Here is a 13,095-nt window from a genome sequence, read left to right on the forward strand (position 1 = left end):
CATAGGGGCAGCCGGAAAGGGACCTTCCCCCGGCAGAAAGGAACCCCGGATGCACCTCTATCCCGACCTCAACTGCAGCCGCGCCGAAGCCCTCCGCGCCGAGGCCCAGCGGAACCGCGACGCCCGCGCCGCCCGCCAGGAACGCCCCGCGTCCCGCCTGGCCGCCTTCCTGAGCGCGCTGACCCTGCGCCCCCGCGTCCGCCCCGCATGACCCGCCGCACCCGTCCCGCCCACCGCCCCCTCCGCTGACGAGGGGGCGGCCCTTTTGGTGGGCGGCCAGCTTCCAGCCGCCAGCACTCCTGGGCGCTACACCGGCGTGCTGTTCGCCTGCCGCTGCACCAGCCGTTCTGTCAGGTAGGCCTTCACGCTCTGCGCCGCTTTCAGGTTCATGCCCGGCACCCGCGCGATCTGCTCGACGGGGGCGGCGGCCAGGTCCTCCAGGCTGGTGAACTGCTCCAGCAGCGCGTCCCGGCGCTTCTGGCCGATGCCCGGCAGGTCGTCGAACACGCTGCGGAGCATGTCCTGCCCGCGCAGCTTGCGGTGGTAGCTCACCGCGTAGTGGTGCACCTCGTCGCGCACGCCGATCAGCACGCGCAGGGCCGGGTGCGAGTGCGGCAGCAGCAGTTCCCGGTCCACGCCCACCTCGCTGCCCCCCTCCAGCCACCACTGCGCCCCGTAGCGCCCCGGCAGGATGATGCGTTCCTCGCGTTTGGCGAGGCCCACCACCGGCACCCGCACCCCCGCCTCCTGCAGGGCGTCCAGCGCGGCGTTCACCTGCCCGCGCCCGCCGTCGATCAGGATCAGGTCCGGCAGCGGCAGCTTGTCGGCCAGCGTGCCGGTAAAGCGGCGCACAATCGTCTGTTTCATCGCCGTGTAGTCGTCGGGGTGGTCCAGCCCCCGCACCTTGAAGCGGCGGTGCTCGCCCCGCCGGGCGCGGCCGCCCTCGAACACCACCATGCCCGAGACGATGTTGGTGCCGAAGAGGTTGGAGTTGTCATAGCCCTCGATGCGCCAGGGCCGCTCGGGCAGCGCCAGCACCTCGCGCAGCGCGTCCAGGCCGGGATGGTCGCCGCGCCGTTCCAGCAGCGCCAGTTCGGATTCCAGTCCCGCCTGCGCGTTGCGCTGCGCCATCTCCACCAGGTCCACCTTGTCGCCGCGCCGGGGCGAGCGCATCTCGACCTTGCGCCCGGCCTTTTCGCTGAGAAAAGCACTCCACACCGGCGCGTCCTCGAAGTCGGCGGGCAGCAGGATCAGGGGCGGCACGTGCGTGGCCTGCGTGTAGTAGTCCTGCACAAAGGCCCCCAGCACCTCGCCCACGTCGCCGCCGCCCTCCGTGTCCGTCAGGAACCGCTTGTCGCGCCCCACCACCCGCCCGCCGCGCAGCCGGAACAGTTGCACCATCGCGTACTCGCCCGCCTGCGCCACGCCCAGGAAATCCAGGTCCGTCTCCTCGCTGACGTAGGCGTGCTGCTCGGTGCCGAAGAGCTTTTCCACCGCCTGCACCCGGTCACGCACGCGGGCGGCCTGCTCGAAGTCCTGCGCCTTCGCGGCCGCCTTCATGTCCTCCTTCAGCCTGGCGATGACGGGCGCGGCGCGACCCTCCAGCAGCGCCTTCACGTCCTCCACCGTGCGCGCGTAGGCCTGCGGGTCCGCCGCGTCGATACACGGCCCCAGGCAGCGGCCCATGTGGTAGTTCAGGCAGGGCCGGGGCTTTTTCTGGAGGGGCAGCCCCGAGTTCTTCCGCAGCGGGAACATCGTGTCGATCAGGTGCTTGACCCGCCGCACCGCCGAGGCGTCCGGGTACGGCCCGTAGTAGCTCGCCCCGTCCTTCAGCACCCGCCGCGTGACCACCAGCATCGGAAAGGCCTCATTTGTCAGCTTCAGGAACGGGTAGTGCTTGTCGTCCTTGAGCAGCACGTTGTAGTGCGGGCGGTGCTGCTTGATGAGGTTGGCCTCCAGCACCAGCGCCTCGACCTCGTTGCGGGCGGTGATGAACTCCAGTTGGTCCGCCAGCGCCGTGAACTTGCCGCTCTTGCCCCCCGCCTTGAAGTGCTGCGCCACCCGCGAGCGCAGATTCACCGCCTTGCCGATATAGATGGGCGTCCCTCCCTTGCGGAAGAGGTACACGCCGGGCGAGGCGGGCAGCACGGGCAGGTCGTCGAAATGCACGGCTCAGCATAGGCCAGCCCGCCACCCCGCACCGGAAGAAGGCTCACCGCGCTAGCCTGCCCCCATGCCCGCCCGCCGCCTCTTTCTCATCCGCCACGCCCGTACTGCCAGCAACGTCGCCCAGACCCTCGGCGCGGGCCATGACGACCCCCTCGACCCCCTGGGGGAGAGGCAGGCGCAGGCGGTCGCGGCCCACCTCGCCGCCCTGAACCTGCCCGCCCCCCGTGTCTACGCCAGCCCCTACCGCCGCGCCCGGCAGACGGCGCAGGCCATCGCGGACGCTCTCGGCGTGCCCGTCACCGTGCTGGTCGGCGTGCAGGAGTTCCACACCGGGAGCTGGGTCGGCCGTCCCTATAGTCACCTGCAAACCCACCACCACGAGTGGCTCCACGAGGACGGCACCCTCGGTTTCCCCGGCGGCGAGAGCCTGCAAGGGGTCGCCCGGCGCTTTCAAGCGGCCCTGGAGGGCGTGCTGGAAGAAGAGGGCACGCCCCTCGTCGTCTCGCATGGGGGTGCGCTCTCCTCGGTTCTGCCCTTTTTGCTGGGGACGGACCTGGCGGAGGCCTGGCAGACCAGCCGTTATCAGCATGGCAATACGGCAGTGACGGAACTGGTGTGGGAGCCGGATGGGTGGGTGGCGGTGCGTGTGGCGGACGGAGGGCATCTTGAGGGAATGCTTTAGAGCCAGGAAACAAAAAAATCACGACCAAATTTATCGTGAAAATATTCACTTAGAACCATAACAGAAAAGGGGGCCTGCACCCCCTCCTTCTCACTCCTGCGACCTGACCTCAATCCCCACTTCCGCCAACTGGGCGTCCTCGACAGGGGAGGGGGCCTGGGCCATCAGGTCCACGCCGCGGTTGTTCTTGGGGAAGGCGATGACCTCGCGGATGCTGGAGGCCCCCGCCATCACCATCACCAGGCGGTCGAAGCCCCAGGCGATGCCGCCGTGGGGGGGCGTGCCGTATTCCAGAGCGTCCAGGAAGAAGCCGAACTTCTCGCGGGCCTGTTCCTCGCTGAAGCCGATGGCCCCGAACATCTGCGCCTGCACCCGCGGGTCGTGGATACGGATGGAGCCGCCGCCCACCTCGAAGCCGTTCAGCACCAGGTCGTAGGCCTGCGCGCGAATCTCGCCCTGCCGCCCGGTCCCGAACAGCGGGATGTCCTCGGGGTGCGGGGCCGTGAAGGGGTGGTGCATGTAGGTCCAGGTGCCGGAGTCCTCGTCGAACTCCAGTTGCGGGAAGTCCACCACCCAGGAGACATGGAACTGCGGCCCGGCGGCGGCCAGGTCGAACAGGTCGCGCAGGGCGAGACGCACTGCCCCCAGCGCCGTCACCGCCTTCTTCCACTCGCCCGCTGCGAAGAGCAGCGTGCCACCCGGCTCCACCCCGGTGCGCTCCAGCAGCGCCGTCGCCTGGTCGCCCACGAACTTGCTGATGCCGCCCGTGAAGCCACCGTGTTCATCGGCATGGGCGTCGCGCTTGAGCCACGCCAGCCCCTTCGCGCCGTTCTGCTTCGCCACGCGCTCCAGCTCGTCAATCTGCTTGCGGGTCAGCTCGGGGGCCGCCAGCACCTTCACGGTTTCGGCGTCCGCAAAGGCCTTGAACTCGCCCCCCCGGAACAGGTCGGTCACGTCCACGAACTCCAGACCAAAACGCAGGTCCGGTTTGTCGGAGCCGTAGCGGTCCATCGCCTCGTGGTAGCTCAGGCGGGGGAAGGGGAGAGGCAGCTCCACGCCCAGCACGTCGCGGAAGACGGCGGCCATCAGCCGTTCCTGCACGTCCAGCACGTCCTCCTGGGTCACGAAGCTCAGCTCCATGTCGAGCTGCGTGAAGTCGGGCTGGCGGTCGGCGCGCAGGTCCTCGTCGCGGAAGCAGCGGGCGAACTGGTAGTAGCGGTCCAGCCCCGCAATCATCAGCAGTTGCTTGAACAGTTGCGGTGACTGCGGCAGCGCGTAGAACTCGCCCGTGTTCAGCCGGGAGGGCACCAGAAAGTCGCGTGCCCCCTCTGGCGTCGAGCGCGTGAGCATCGGCGTCTCCACCTGCACGAAGCCCTCGGCATCCAGGAAGGCGGTCGCGGCGGCCATCGCCTTCGAACGCAGCATCAGGTGCCGCTGCATCTCCGGGCGGCGCAGGTCGAGATAGCGGTACTTCAGGCGGATGTCCTCGGCGACCTGCTCGCCCTTTTCCAGCTCGAAGGGCGGGGTTTTGGCCGCGTTGAGGACCGTCACGCGCGAGGCGATGACCTCGTAGTCGCTCAAACCGCCCTTGCGCTGACCCTCCGGGCGGGGCTGGAAGCGGCCCTCCACCTCCAGCACGTACTCGGCGCGCACAGTGTCGGCGTCACGGAAGGCGGGGGAATCCGGTTCCACCTGCACCTGCACGGTGCCCGTGCGGTCGCGCAGCTCAATGAAAATAAGCCCGCCAAGGTCGCGGCGGCGGCTGACCCAGCCCTGGAGAATGACGGTCTGCCGGGCGTTTTGCTCATTCAGTTGTCCGATGTAGGAGGTGCGTTTCATGGGGACTCCGTTGTGGTGAAGACGGTGGGATGTTCAGACCTGTTCGGCCAGGAAGGTGTTCAGCTCCGCGAAGGGCACTTCCCGCTGCTCGCCCGACGCGAGGTCCTTGACGTTCAGCACGCCTCGCGCGGCCTCATCGCTGCCGATGATGGCGGCGAGGCGGGCGCGGCGGCGGTCGGCTTCCTTGAAGGCGTTGCCGGGCTTCAGCGCCCGGTAGGCAAACTCGACCCGGGCCACCCGGCGACCCTGGAGGGCCACCCGCGCCGCCAGTCCCACGTTCTCCTCGTCCATCGCCGCCAGGAACAGCAGCGGGCCGCCCGTTTCGGGAAAGGCCGCGCCCTCCGCCTCCAGCGCCCCCAGGACCCGCTCGATGCCGAACGCCCAGCCGATGCCGGGCACCGCCGCGCCGCCGAGCTGCTCGGCCAGACCGTCGTACCGGCCCCCGCCCCCCAGGGCGGACTTCGCACCGATGCCCTCGTGGTGCAGCTCCCACGCGGTGCGGCGGTAGTAGTCCAGCCCGCGCACGATGCCGGGGTCCACGTCGAAGGGCACGTCCCAGACGCTCAGATACCGCTGCACCGCCTCGAAATGAGCGCGCGCCTCCTCGCCCAGGAAGTCCAGCATCGGCCGCACGTCCAGCTCGCGGATAAGAGCCTGATCCTCGGCGCTCTTGGAATCCAGAATCCGCATGGGGTTGCGGGTCAGGCGGTCCTGGCTGTCCCCCGACAGCCGCTCCAGCTGCGGCGTGAACAGCTCGCGCAAGTAGGCGTTGTAGGCCTCGCGGTCCTCAGGGTCGCCGATGGAGCCGAGCTTCACCCGCACGCCGGTCAAGCCCAGTTCACGCACGACCTCCCACATCAGCCAGATGGCCTCGGCGTCCACCAGGGGGCCTTCGGACCCCAGCACCTCGTAATCCACCTGGTGAAACTGCCGCAGCCGCAGCTTCTGCACGTTCTCCGCGCGGAACATCGGGCCGTGGGTCCACAGCTTGAGGGGGGCCGGGAGCTGCTTGAGGCCGTTCTGGAGGTACGCGCGCACGATGCTGGCCGTGCCCTCCGGCCGCAGCACGTAGCCGCCGTGGTCCCCGAAGTAGTAGACCGTGAACATCTCCTTGCGGACGATGTCGGTGCTGCCGCCCACACCGCGCTTGACGAGTTCGGCCTCCTCGAACAGCGGCGTATTGATGAACTGCGCGCCCGCCCGCTCCAGCACGCGCTGCGCCGTATTCTGCACGTGGCGGAAGGCCGACGCCTGCACGTCACGGGAAAGCTTGGGGCTGCCGTCCGGCAGGTGGTCCTGGGTGCCCTTGGGGCGTTGTAACGCCATAACCTGGGAAGTGTAGCAGCCGGGGGGGCGAGGGTTAAACACAAGCCCCCGCCGTCCTCATCCGGCCCCGCCAGCGGGGGGGAGAATCGGACCGTGACTCCTGACCCCCTCCACCCCGACAAGACCGCCAGCGACTCGGCCCACCGCCCCTTTGCCACCGTCAACCCCTACACGGGCGAGACGGTGCGCGAGTTTCCCTTCCTGGACAGCGCCGAGGTGCCCGCCGTGATCGAGCGCGCCCACCAGGCCTTCGGAGAGTGGCGGCAGCGCCCCGTCGAGGAACGCGCCGCCATCGTCCGCCGGGCCGGCGAACTGATGCTGGAACGCAAGGACGAGTTGGCCCACCTGATCACGCTGGAGATGGGCAAGCTGATCCGCGAAAGCGGCTTCGAGGTCGAGCTGGCCGCCAGCATCCTGAAGTACTACGGCGAGAAGGGGCCGGAGTTCCTGCGCCCGCAGCCCCTCCAGGTCGAGGGCGGCGAGGCGGCCATCGTCAACGAACCGCTGGGCGTGCTGCTGGGCATCGAGCCGTGGAACTTCCCGCTCTACCAGGTGGCCCGCTTCGCCGCGCCGTACCTGGTGGTCGGCAACACCATCCTGCTCAAGCACGCGGAAATCTGCCCGCAGTCGGCCCTGGCGCTAGAGCAGCTCTTCCGTGACGCGGGCACCCCGGAGGGCGTCTACACCAACGTCTTCCTCCAGATCCGCGATGTCGAGCAGGTCATCGCCCACCCCGCCGTGCAGGGCGTGTCGCTGACGGGCAGCGAGCGTGCTGGGGCCAGCGTGGCCGAACTCGCCGGGCGGCATCTCAAGCGCTGCGTGCTGGAACTGGGCGGCAGCGACCCCTTCATCGTGCTGGACGCGCCGGACCTCGCCCAGACCATCAAGGCCGCCGTGGTCGGCCGGATGGCGAACACCGGCCAGAGCTGCGTGGCGGCCAAGCGCTTCATCGTGCTGGACGAGCTGTACGACAGCTTCGTGGCTGGGCTGGCCCAGGGCTTCGCGGGCCTGAAGCCGGGCGACCCCGCCGACCCCGCGACCCGTCTGGGGCCGCTTTCCTCCGAGCGGGCGGCGCAGGACCTGCTGGCTCAGGTGCAGGACGCGGTCGACCAGGGGGCGACGGTGGTGACGGGGGGCAGCCGCCCCGACCTCCCCGGGGCCTTCGTGGACGCCACCATCCTGACGGACGTGAAGCCGGGGATGCGCGCCTACTCGGAGGAACTGTTCGGCCCGGCCGCGGTGGTCTACCGGGTGTCGAGCGACGAGGAAGCCGTGGCCCTCGCCAACTCGTCGAGCTACGGCCTGGGGGGCGCGGTGTTTTGCAGCGACCTGGCGCGGGCGCGCGCGGTGGCCGACCAGCTCGACAGCGGCATGGTGTGGATCAACCACCCCACCTCGTCACAGCCGAACCTGCCCTTCGGCGGCGTGAAGCGCTCGGGCTTCGGGCGCGAACTCGACCGCCTCGGCATCTTCGAGTTTACCAACCGCAAGCTGGTGCGGACGCTGCCCCCCGCGCCGGGGGTAGGCAAGAACGCCCAGGTCGTGGGCTGAGGAACCCCAGGACAGGGGAGAGGGCGGCCCGCTAGTCTGGGCCGCCCTCTCTCATGAACACCTACTGCCGCACGCTGTAGGGCAGACCGGTGGACCGCATCCCGCCCACCTCCACGAACAGCCACGAGCCGCCGACCGGCGCGTCGGCTGGGACGGTCAGGACAATCTGGCTGTCGGTCCACGACTGCACGGCGCTGGCCGGGAACACGTACCCGCCCGCGCCGGTCATGTCCGTGCCCAGCCGCACCTTGCCGGTGGACGGGCCACCCAGATACCGGCCCTGGATGGTCAGGGTACCGCCCCGTGCCGCGGGTTCCGAGAGCTTGATCAGCACGGGCGTGACGGTGACGCCCGCCACAGCCTGTTGCCGGGGGGCACAGGATGCCAGAACACCCACGAACAGTAAAGAAGCAAAGAAGAAACGCACCATAGCAGCAGCCTCCGTGGGGGCAGTCTAATAAGCGCGACATGACGGGTCAAACTCCCCCCCCCACCACCCCCGACCCGCGCCTCCAGGGCAAGCGCGTTCTGATCGTCTTCAACCCCAAAAGCGGACATGGTGACAGTGGCCTCCCCGACTTCCTGCGTTTTCTGCGAGAGGCGGGCGCGGACGTGACCGAACGCGAGCTTCAGCCCGACACGGAGATGGCGGGGTACGTCAGCGACCTGAAAAGCTTCGACGCCCTGGTGGGCGCGGGCGGTGACGGCACGGTGAGCAGCCTGGCCTACGCGGCCCGCTACCAGAACGTGCCGCTGCTGGCCTACCCGGCGGGCACCGCCAACCTGATCGCGCAGAACCTCGACCTGCCCAAAGACCCCGCCGAACTCGCGGCCATCGTGGCGGGTGGGCACGCCGTCCGGGTGGACCTGGGCGAGGTGGAGGTGCAGGGCGAGAAGAACGGCTTTGCCATGCTGGCGGGAGCCGGGGCCGACGCCGCCATGATCCGTGACTCGGAGGAGCTGAAGGAACGCTTCGGGGCGATGGCCTACGTGATGAGCGCCATGAAGCAGATCAGTCCTAAGAAGACCACCTTTCACCTCGAAATTGACGGGCAGAAGCGCAGCTTCGAGGGCATCGGCGTGATGGTCGCCAACTTCGGCATGGCGAACTACCGCCTGCCCATCACCAGCGACATCAGCCCCTCGGACGGCCGCTTCACGGTGGTGCTGCTCAAGGCCGGGAACCTGCTGCGGCTGGTGCCCAACCTGATCGACTCGGTGCGCGCCAAGCTGAATCTGGGCGATCCTCTCTTCAGCGGAAACCTTGAAACGCTGGAGGCCCGCACCGTCACTGTGGACGCCGACGACCCCTTTCCCCTCCAGTACGACGGCGAGCTGCACGTGGAAACCACGCCCTTTACCGCTCGCATCCTGCCAGGAGCCATCCGCTTCCTGACCCCGGCAAGGAAAGCTGACCTGGACACCTGAACGCGGGGTCAGTTCGGCGGCCTCACAGGAAGGCCAGGAAGGGGCCTCCGGGTCTCTGCGAGGGGTCCAGGTCGGGGGGAAACGGTGGGCAATTCCCGTGAGCTAGGTCTGGAACTCACCGGGGAGCAGGTCGCCTGTGGCGCGGATGCCCAGCTTGTGGGTGCCGCTCCGTGACAGTGGGATGATGTGGTCCACCGCGCAGCCGATGGTGTCCAGCGGTCCCTGGCAGTAGGCGCAGGCTGAGGCGGGAAGGATGAGGGGAGCGAGGGTTTTTACGTCCACCTGTGTGGAAACCCGGTAGCCCTCGCAATGGGCTGACCTGTGTCAGGGACCAAAGGCCGTGAGGGATAAAGTCCTGCGGCAGGAGGCACACTGCTTCGGGAGTGGTTTGGACATACTCCATCTTACTCCGGATAATTTCAGTTCTGCCGAGTAGAATGGGACTGTGACTGCCCCATCAGGAATGGCCCTGCAACTGGCGAGTAAGTGGAGCAATGCCGAGAACCGCCGCCGCGAAGGCCTGCGCGCGGCCCATGCCCAGGACGCCGACACGCTGACCGACCTGCTGACGACCTACATGCGTCTCAAGTCGAGCCGCAAGGGGCGCACCAGTGAACTGACGCTGAAAGCCTATGCGGAGTCGGTGCGGCAGTTCCTGGCGTTCACTGGCCCGCCGGAGTCGCCCAGTCGCGCCTTGAACCAGCTCAGCGCCGAGGATTTCGAGGTCTGGCTACTGCACATGCAGGAAGCGGGGCTGAAACCGAACACCATCAAGCGCCACCTGTACGGTGCCCGGAACCTGATGAAGGCGCTGGTGTGGGCGAACGTGCTGAAGGCCGACCCCAGTGCGGGGGTGTCGCCACCCTCCGATCCGACCCCGGCACACGCGAAAAAACGTGCGCTGACCCAGGCCCAGATGCGTGACCTGCTGGCCCTGCCCGCCGAGTTGCATGCGGAGGACGGCGTACAGGCCAGCCGCGACACGCTCCTGCTGGCCCTGGGCGGCACTCTGGGCCTGCGTGCGGCAGAAATCGTGGGGCTGGACGTGACAGATGTGGACCTGTCCGGGGCGGCCCTCACGGTGCGGGGCAAGGGAAGCAAGACGCGGGTGGTGCCGCTTCCCACCGGCGTCAAGACACGCCTGCAACGCTGGCTGCTGGCCCGCCAAGCCGTGAACCCGGCGTCCCCGGCGCTCCTCGTCTCGCTCTCGTCACTGAATCGTGGAGGCCGGCTTTCTACCGACGGTGCCCGTTTCATCGCCCACGCCTACTACCGCCACCTCGGCCTTCCCCCCGAGATGTGGGGCCTGCACACCCTGCGGCGCACGGCGGGCACCCACCTCTACCGCGCCACCCGCGACCTGCACGTGGTGGCCGACCTGCTGGGGCACGCTTCGGTCACCACCAGCGCCATCTACGCCAAGATGGATGTGGACGTGCGCCGCGAGGCGGTGGAGGCGATGGAGCGCCTGCGGGCCGGGGAAGAGTAATAAGGATTCCGGTTAATCAGTGATGGAATCACTGGTTAACCCGACCGGCGGGAGAAGGAACAAGGGTGACGGATAGGAGTGGAGGCACCGCAGCGCAGCGAAGGGGCCGTAACGGATCATCCGGAATCCGCTCTCCCCTGTTCACAGCCCGCGTTCCCAGCGGTCCAGCCGGACGGCGTAGACGAGCATCAGCGCCGCCAGCAGCAGCGCGGGCAGGTTCCCGACCCGCACGTAGACGGTCTGCCCACTCAGCAGGCGGGGCCGCACCTGCACCGCGCCCTCACCCCGCGAGAGGGTCCGCACCGGCTGGCCCAGGTCGTCCACGGCCCCCGCAATCCCCCGGTTCACGCTGCGGACCAGCCAGCGCCGGGTTTCGATGGCCCGCACCCGACCCATCATGAAGTGCTGCTGCACGCCCCAGCCGTCGTACCAGCCGTCGTTGCTGGGGTTGACCAGCACCTGCGCGCCCTTCTGCACCAGTTGCCGGGCCACCCAGGGAAACACGCTGTCGTAGCAGATGTAGGCCCCATAGGTCACGCCGTTCAGGGTCAGGGGCGTGAGGTCGTGGGCGGGCGGCAGCGCCCCCAGCTCGAAGCCGATGGCGTTCTCCAGGACCTGGTAGCCGGGGTGCAGCGGGCCATAGAGCGGGAAGTATTCCCCGAACGGGACCGGCTTTGCCTTCTCGTTGCGGGCGGTGATCTGCCCGGCGGCGTCGAGGCTGACCACGCTGTTGCGGTGCGGCTCCACGGTGCCCAGACCGCTGATGCCGGGGCCGGGAAAGCCGGGCAGCGTCTGCGGGGTGAGGGCCGTCTCGCTCCAGACCACCATCTCGCCGGGGGTGCGGGCGGCGCTGAGCCGCTGCTGCACGGCGAGCTGCTCCTCGGGGGTGAGTTGCCGCGTCGCCCGTCCAAAGGAGTCGAAATCGGTGCGCAGGACCAGCATGGGCTGCTCCGACCCCTGCCCCGGCACGCGCGTGATGCCGTAGGCCAGCGCCGCCAGCCAGGCGAACGTGACGAGGCGGTGCGGCCAGCGGTTCTCCCAGCGCACACTGACAAACGACGCGGCGGTGGCGGCAACCAGCACGCTCCCCAGCAGCACGCCCCCCAGGTCGGCAATCTGCATGGCGGGGGTGGGCAGCAGCGTGTAGCCCAGGGTGGGCCAGGGAAAGGCCAGCGGCCCCAGAAAGCGCAGCCACTCCAGCAGCACCCAGCCCCCGGCCAGCGCCCACACCCGCGCCTCCCGCGTGCGGACCAGCCGGGCGGCCAGGTAGGCCATCAGCGCGAAAAAGGCCCCCTCCAGCGCATACAGGGCCAGGGCCAGGACGCCCAGCGGCGCGAAGTGGAAGATCTTGCCCAGAAAGGCCGTCAGCCACCACAGGTGGACGGCGCTGTAGGCAAACCCCGCCCACCACATCCGCCCGGCCACCTGCCGGGGGGTCGCGGCGTCGGCCACGCAGGCCAGCAAAAAGGCCAGAGGCAGCGGCGAGAGAAAGCTCCAGGGCAGCGGCAGCCCGCAGGCGGCCAGCAGGGCACCCAGCAGGGCGGCGATCAGGAAGGGGGGCACCGGCGGCACCGCGCCATGATACGGGGGCCGGGGGCACCCTGACGGGGGGAATGTCGCACCCGCGCGGGGCCGTTTGCACTAGGATGAGCGCACTTTGAGACTCGCCTTTCTGAGTGATCTGCACGGCAACATCCACGCCCTGACGGCGGTCAAACGCTTTCTGGCCGATCAGGTGGTGAACCAGGTCGTCGTGGTGGGCGACGTGGTGGGGTACGGGGCCTCGCCCGGCCCGGTCATCGACTTCGTGCGGCGTGAGGGCTGGGTGACGGGGCTGGGGTCCAGCGACATGCGGGTCGCGCTAGAACTGGGCGAACGCGCCGAGCGGCACGGCATCGCGGATCAGGTGCTGGGCTGGACGCGCAAGGTACTGGCCCCGGAGCAGATGGAGTTCCTGCGCCGCCTGCCGCCGGGGGGCCGCCTGATGACGCCGGTCGGCCGGGTCCGCTTCTTTCACGGCAGCCCCCACGCCCCCGATCAGCGCCTCGACGTGATGGCCCCCGAGCGTGAGCTGGAGGCGCTGGCCGAGACGCTGGGGGCGCGGGTAGTCGTGGTGGGCGGCACCCACGTGCCCTTTGTGCGGGTGGTCGGCGACACCACCTTCGTGGACCCCGGCTCGGTCGGCCTGAGCCTCAATCACGAGCCGGGCGCGGACGTGGCGCTGGTGGACTGCGTGGGCCGCAAGCCCCGCGTGGCGCTGCACAAAGTCAGCTACGACTACGCCTCCTCGGCCTTCGACATCATGGCGTGGAACCTGCCGCCCGTGATCGCGGACGTGATCCGCACCGGGCGCATGGCCTGACGGCGGGGAGGGGGCTGTGGTGGTGGGCCTTTTCCACGCACCACGGCCCCTCATATGGATTCCGGTCTAGCGAAGCGGACCGAAAATAGCGTGCTGGCGAGCAAAAAGCCCCTCCCCCCTTGCGGGGACTGGTACAGCTCGCACCGCGAGAGGTTGGGACTCGTAGAGCTGCTTGCAGAGGGGGGTGGACGGCCATGCCGTCCCAGCGCGGCACATTTTCAATCCCTTAGAGCGTGTTTTGAAAACTTA

At 68.9% G+C, this 13,095-nt stretch carries 12 protein-coding genes; 6 read left to right on the forward strand and 6 right to left on the reverse strand.

All coding sequences use genetic code 11. From position 1 onward, the window contains the following. Positions 1–49 precede the first annotated feature (49 nt). On the forward strand, positions 50–211 hold the full coding sequence (locus ABEA67_RS04505; protein ID WP_345461495.1) for a hypothetical protein: 162 nt from the start codon (positions 50–52) through the stop codon (positions 209–211). A gap of 95 nt (positions 212–306) precedes the next feature. Here ABEA67_RS04505 and uvrC read toward each other — a convergent pair whose 3' ends face one another. Continuing rightward, complete coding sequence (gene uvrC, locus ABEA67_RS04510; protein ID WP_345461498.1) at positions 307–2,169, reverse strand: excinuclease ABC subunit UvrC; 1,863 nt, start codon at positions 2,167–2,169, stop codon at positions 307–309. A gap of 64 nt (positions 2,170–2,233) precedes the next feature. On the opposite strand from uvrC, the gene ABEA67_RS04515 reads away from it, so the two are divergent. Continuing rightward, a complete protein-coding gene (locus ABEA67_RS04515) occupies positions 2,234–2,851 on the forward strand; it encodes a histidine phosphatase family protein (RefSeq protein ID WP_345461501.1) in 618 nt (205 codons plus the stop codon). 90 nt (positions 2,852–2,941) lie between these two features. Here ABEA67_RS04515 and aspS read toward each other — a convergent pair whose 3' ends face one another. Further along, positions 2,942–4,690 (reverse strand): aspartate--tRNA ligase, encoded by a 1,749-nt coding sequence (gene aspS / locus ABEA67_RS04520; protein WP_345461504.1) that lies wholly within the window; start codon positions 4,688–4,690, stop codon positions 2,942–2,944. Positions 4,691–4,723: 33 nt separating this feature from the next. Then, positions 4,724–6,016: a histidine--tRNA ligase gene (gene hisS, locus ABEA67_RS04525; RefSeq protein ID WP_345461507.1), complete on the reverse strand. Its 1,293-nt coding sequence runs from the start codon at positions 6,014–6,016 to the stop codon at positions 4,724–4,726. A 93-nt stretch (positions 6,017–6,109) separates the two neighbouring features. Here hisS and ABEA67_RS04530 point away from each other — a divergent pair, with 93 nt between their 5' ends. After that, entirely contained in the window at positions 6,110–7,567 is a 1,458-nt protein-coding gene (locus ABEA67_RS04530) for an NAD-dependent succinate-semialdehyde dehydrogenase (RefSeq protein ID WP_345461510.1), read from the forward strand. A 61-nt stretch (positions 7,568–7,628) separates the two neighbouring features. Here ABEA67_RS04530 and ABEA67_RS04535 read toward each other — a convergent pair whose 3' ends face one another. Beyond that, positions 7,629–7,997 (reverse strand): IPT/TIG domain-containing protein, encoded by a 369-nt coding sequence (locus tag ABEA67_RS04535; protein ID WP_345461513.1) that lies wholly within the window; start codon positions 7,995–7,997, stop codon positions 7,629–7,631. A gap of 38 nt (positions 7,998–8,035) precedes the next feature. On the opposite strand from ABEA67_RS04535, the gene ABEA67_RS04540 reads away from it, so the two are divergent. Then, positions 8,036–8,995 (forward strand): diacylglycerol/lipid kinase family protein, encoded by a 960-nt coding sequence (locus tag ABEA67_RS04540; RefSeq protein WP_345461516.1) that lies wholly within the window; start codon positions 8,036–8,038, stop codon positions 8,993–8,995. Positions 8,996–9,097: 102 nt separating this feature from the next. On the opposite strand, the gene ABEA67_RS04545 is transcribed toward ABEA67_RS04540, so the two are convergent. Further along, entirely contained in the window at positions 9,098–9,277 is a 180-nt protein-coding gene (locus ABEA67_RS04545; protein ID WP_345461519.1) for an HNH endonuclease, read from the reverse strand. A gap of 163 nt (positions 9,278–9,440) precedes the next feature. On the opposite strand from ABEA67_RS04545, the gene ABEA67_RS04550 reads away from it, so the two are divergent. Continuing rightward, complete coding sequence (locus ABEA67_RS04550) at positions 9,441–10,484, forward strand: tyrosine-type recombinase/integrase (protein ID WP_345461522.1); 1,044 nt, start codon at positions 9,441–9,443, stop codon at positions 10,482–10,484. A 141-nt stretch (positions 10,485–10,625) separates the two neighbouring features. Here ABEA67_RS04550 and lnt read toward each other — a convergent pair whose 3' ends face one another. Beyond that, positions 10,626–12,056 (reverse strand): apolipoprotein N-acyltransferase, encoded by a 1,431-nt coding sequence (gene lnt, locus ABEA67_RS04555; protein WP_345461525.1) that lies wholly within the window; start codon positions 12,054–12,056, stop codon positions 10,626–10,628. 85 nt (positions 12,057–12,141) lie between these two features. On the opposite strand from lnt, the gene ABEA67_RS04560 reads away from it, so the two are divergent. After that, on the forward strand, positions 12,142–12,846 hold the full coding sequence (locus ABEA67_RS04560) for a metallophosphoesterase family protein (RefSeq protein ID WP_345461528.1): 705 nt from the start codon (positions 12,142–12,144) through the stop codon (positions 12,844–12,846). The last annotated feature ends 249 nt before the right edge of the window (positions 12,847–13,095 follow it).

The organism is Deinococcus carri, assembly GCF_039545055.1.
GTDB lineage: Bacteria > Deinococcota > Deinococci > Deinococcales > Deinococcaceae > Deinococcus > Deinococcus carri.

Coding starts and splice junctions, on each gene's coding strand:
- ABEA67_RS04540 (WP_345461516.1), top strand. CDS start 8,036: ATGACGGGTCAAACTCCCCCCCCCACCACCCCCGACCCGCGCCTCCAG.
- ABEA67_RS04535 (WP_345461513.1), bottom strand. CDS start 7,997: ATGGTGCGTTTCTTCTTTGCTTCTTTACTGTTCGTGGGTGTTCTGGCA.
- hisS (WP_345461507.1), bottom strand. CDS start 6,016: ATGGCGTTACAACGCCCCAAGGGCACCCAGGACCACCTGCCGGACGGC.
- ABEA67_RS04505 (WP_345461495.1), top strand. CDS start 50: ATGCACCTCTATCCCGACCTCAACTGCAGCCGCGCCGAAGCCCTCCGC.
- ABEA67_RS04515 (WP_345461501.1), top strand. CDS start 2,234: ATGCCCGCCCGCCGCCTCTTTCTCATCCGCCACGCCCGTACTGCCAGC.
- aspS (WP_345461504.1), bottom strand. CDS start 4,690: ATGAAACGCACCTCCTACATCGGACAACTGAATGAGCAAAACGCCCGG.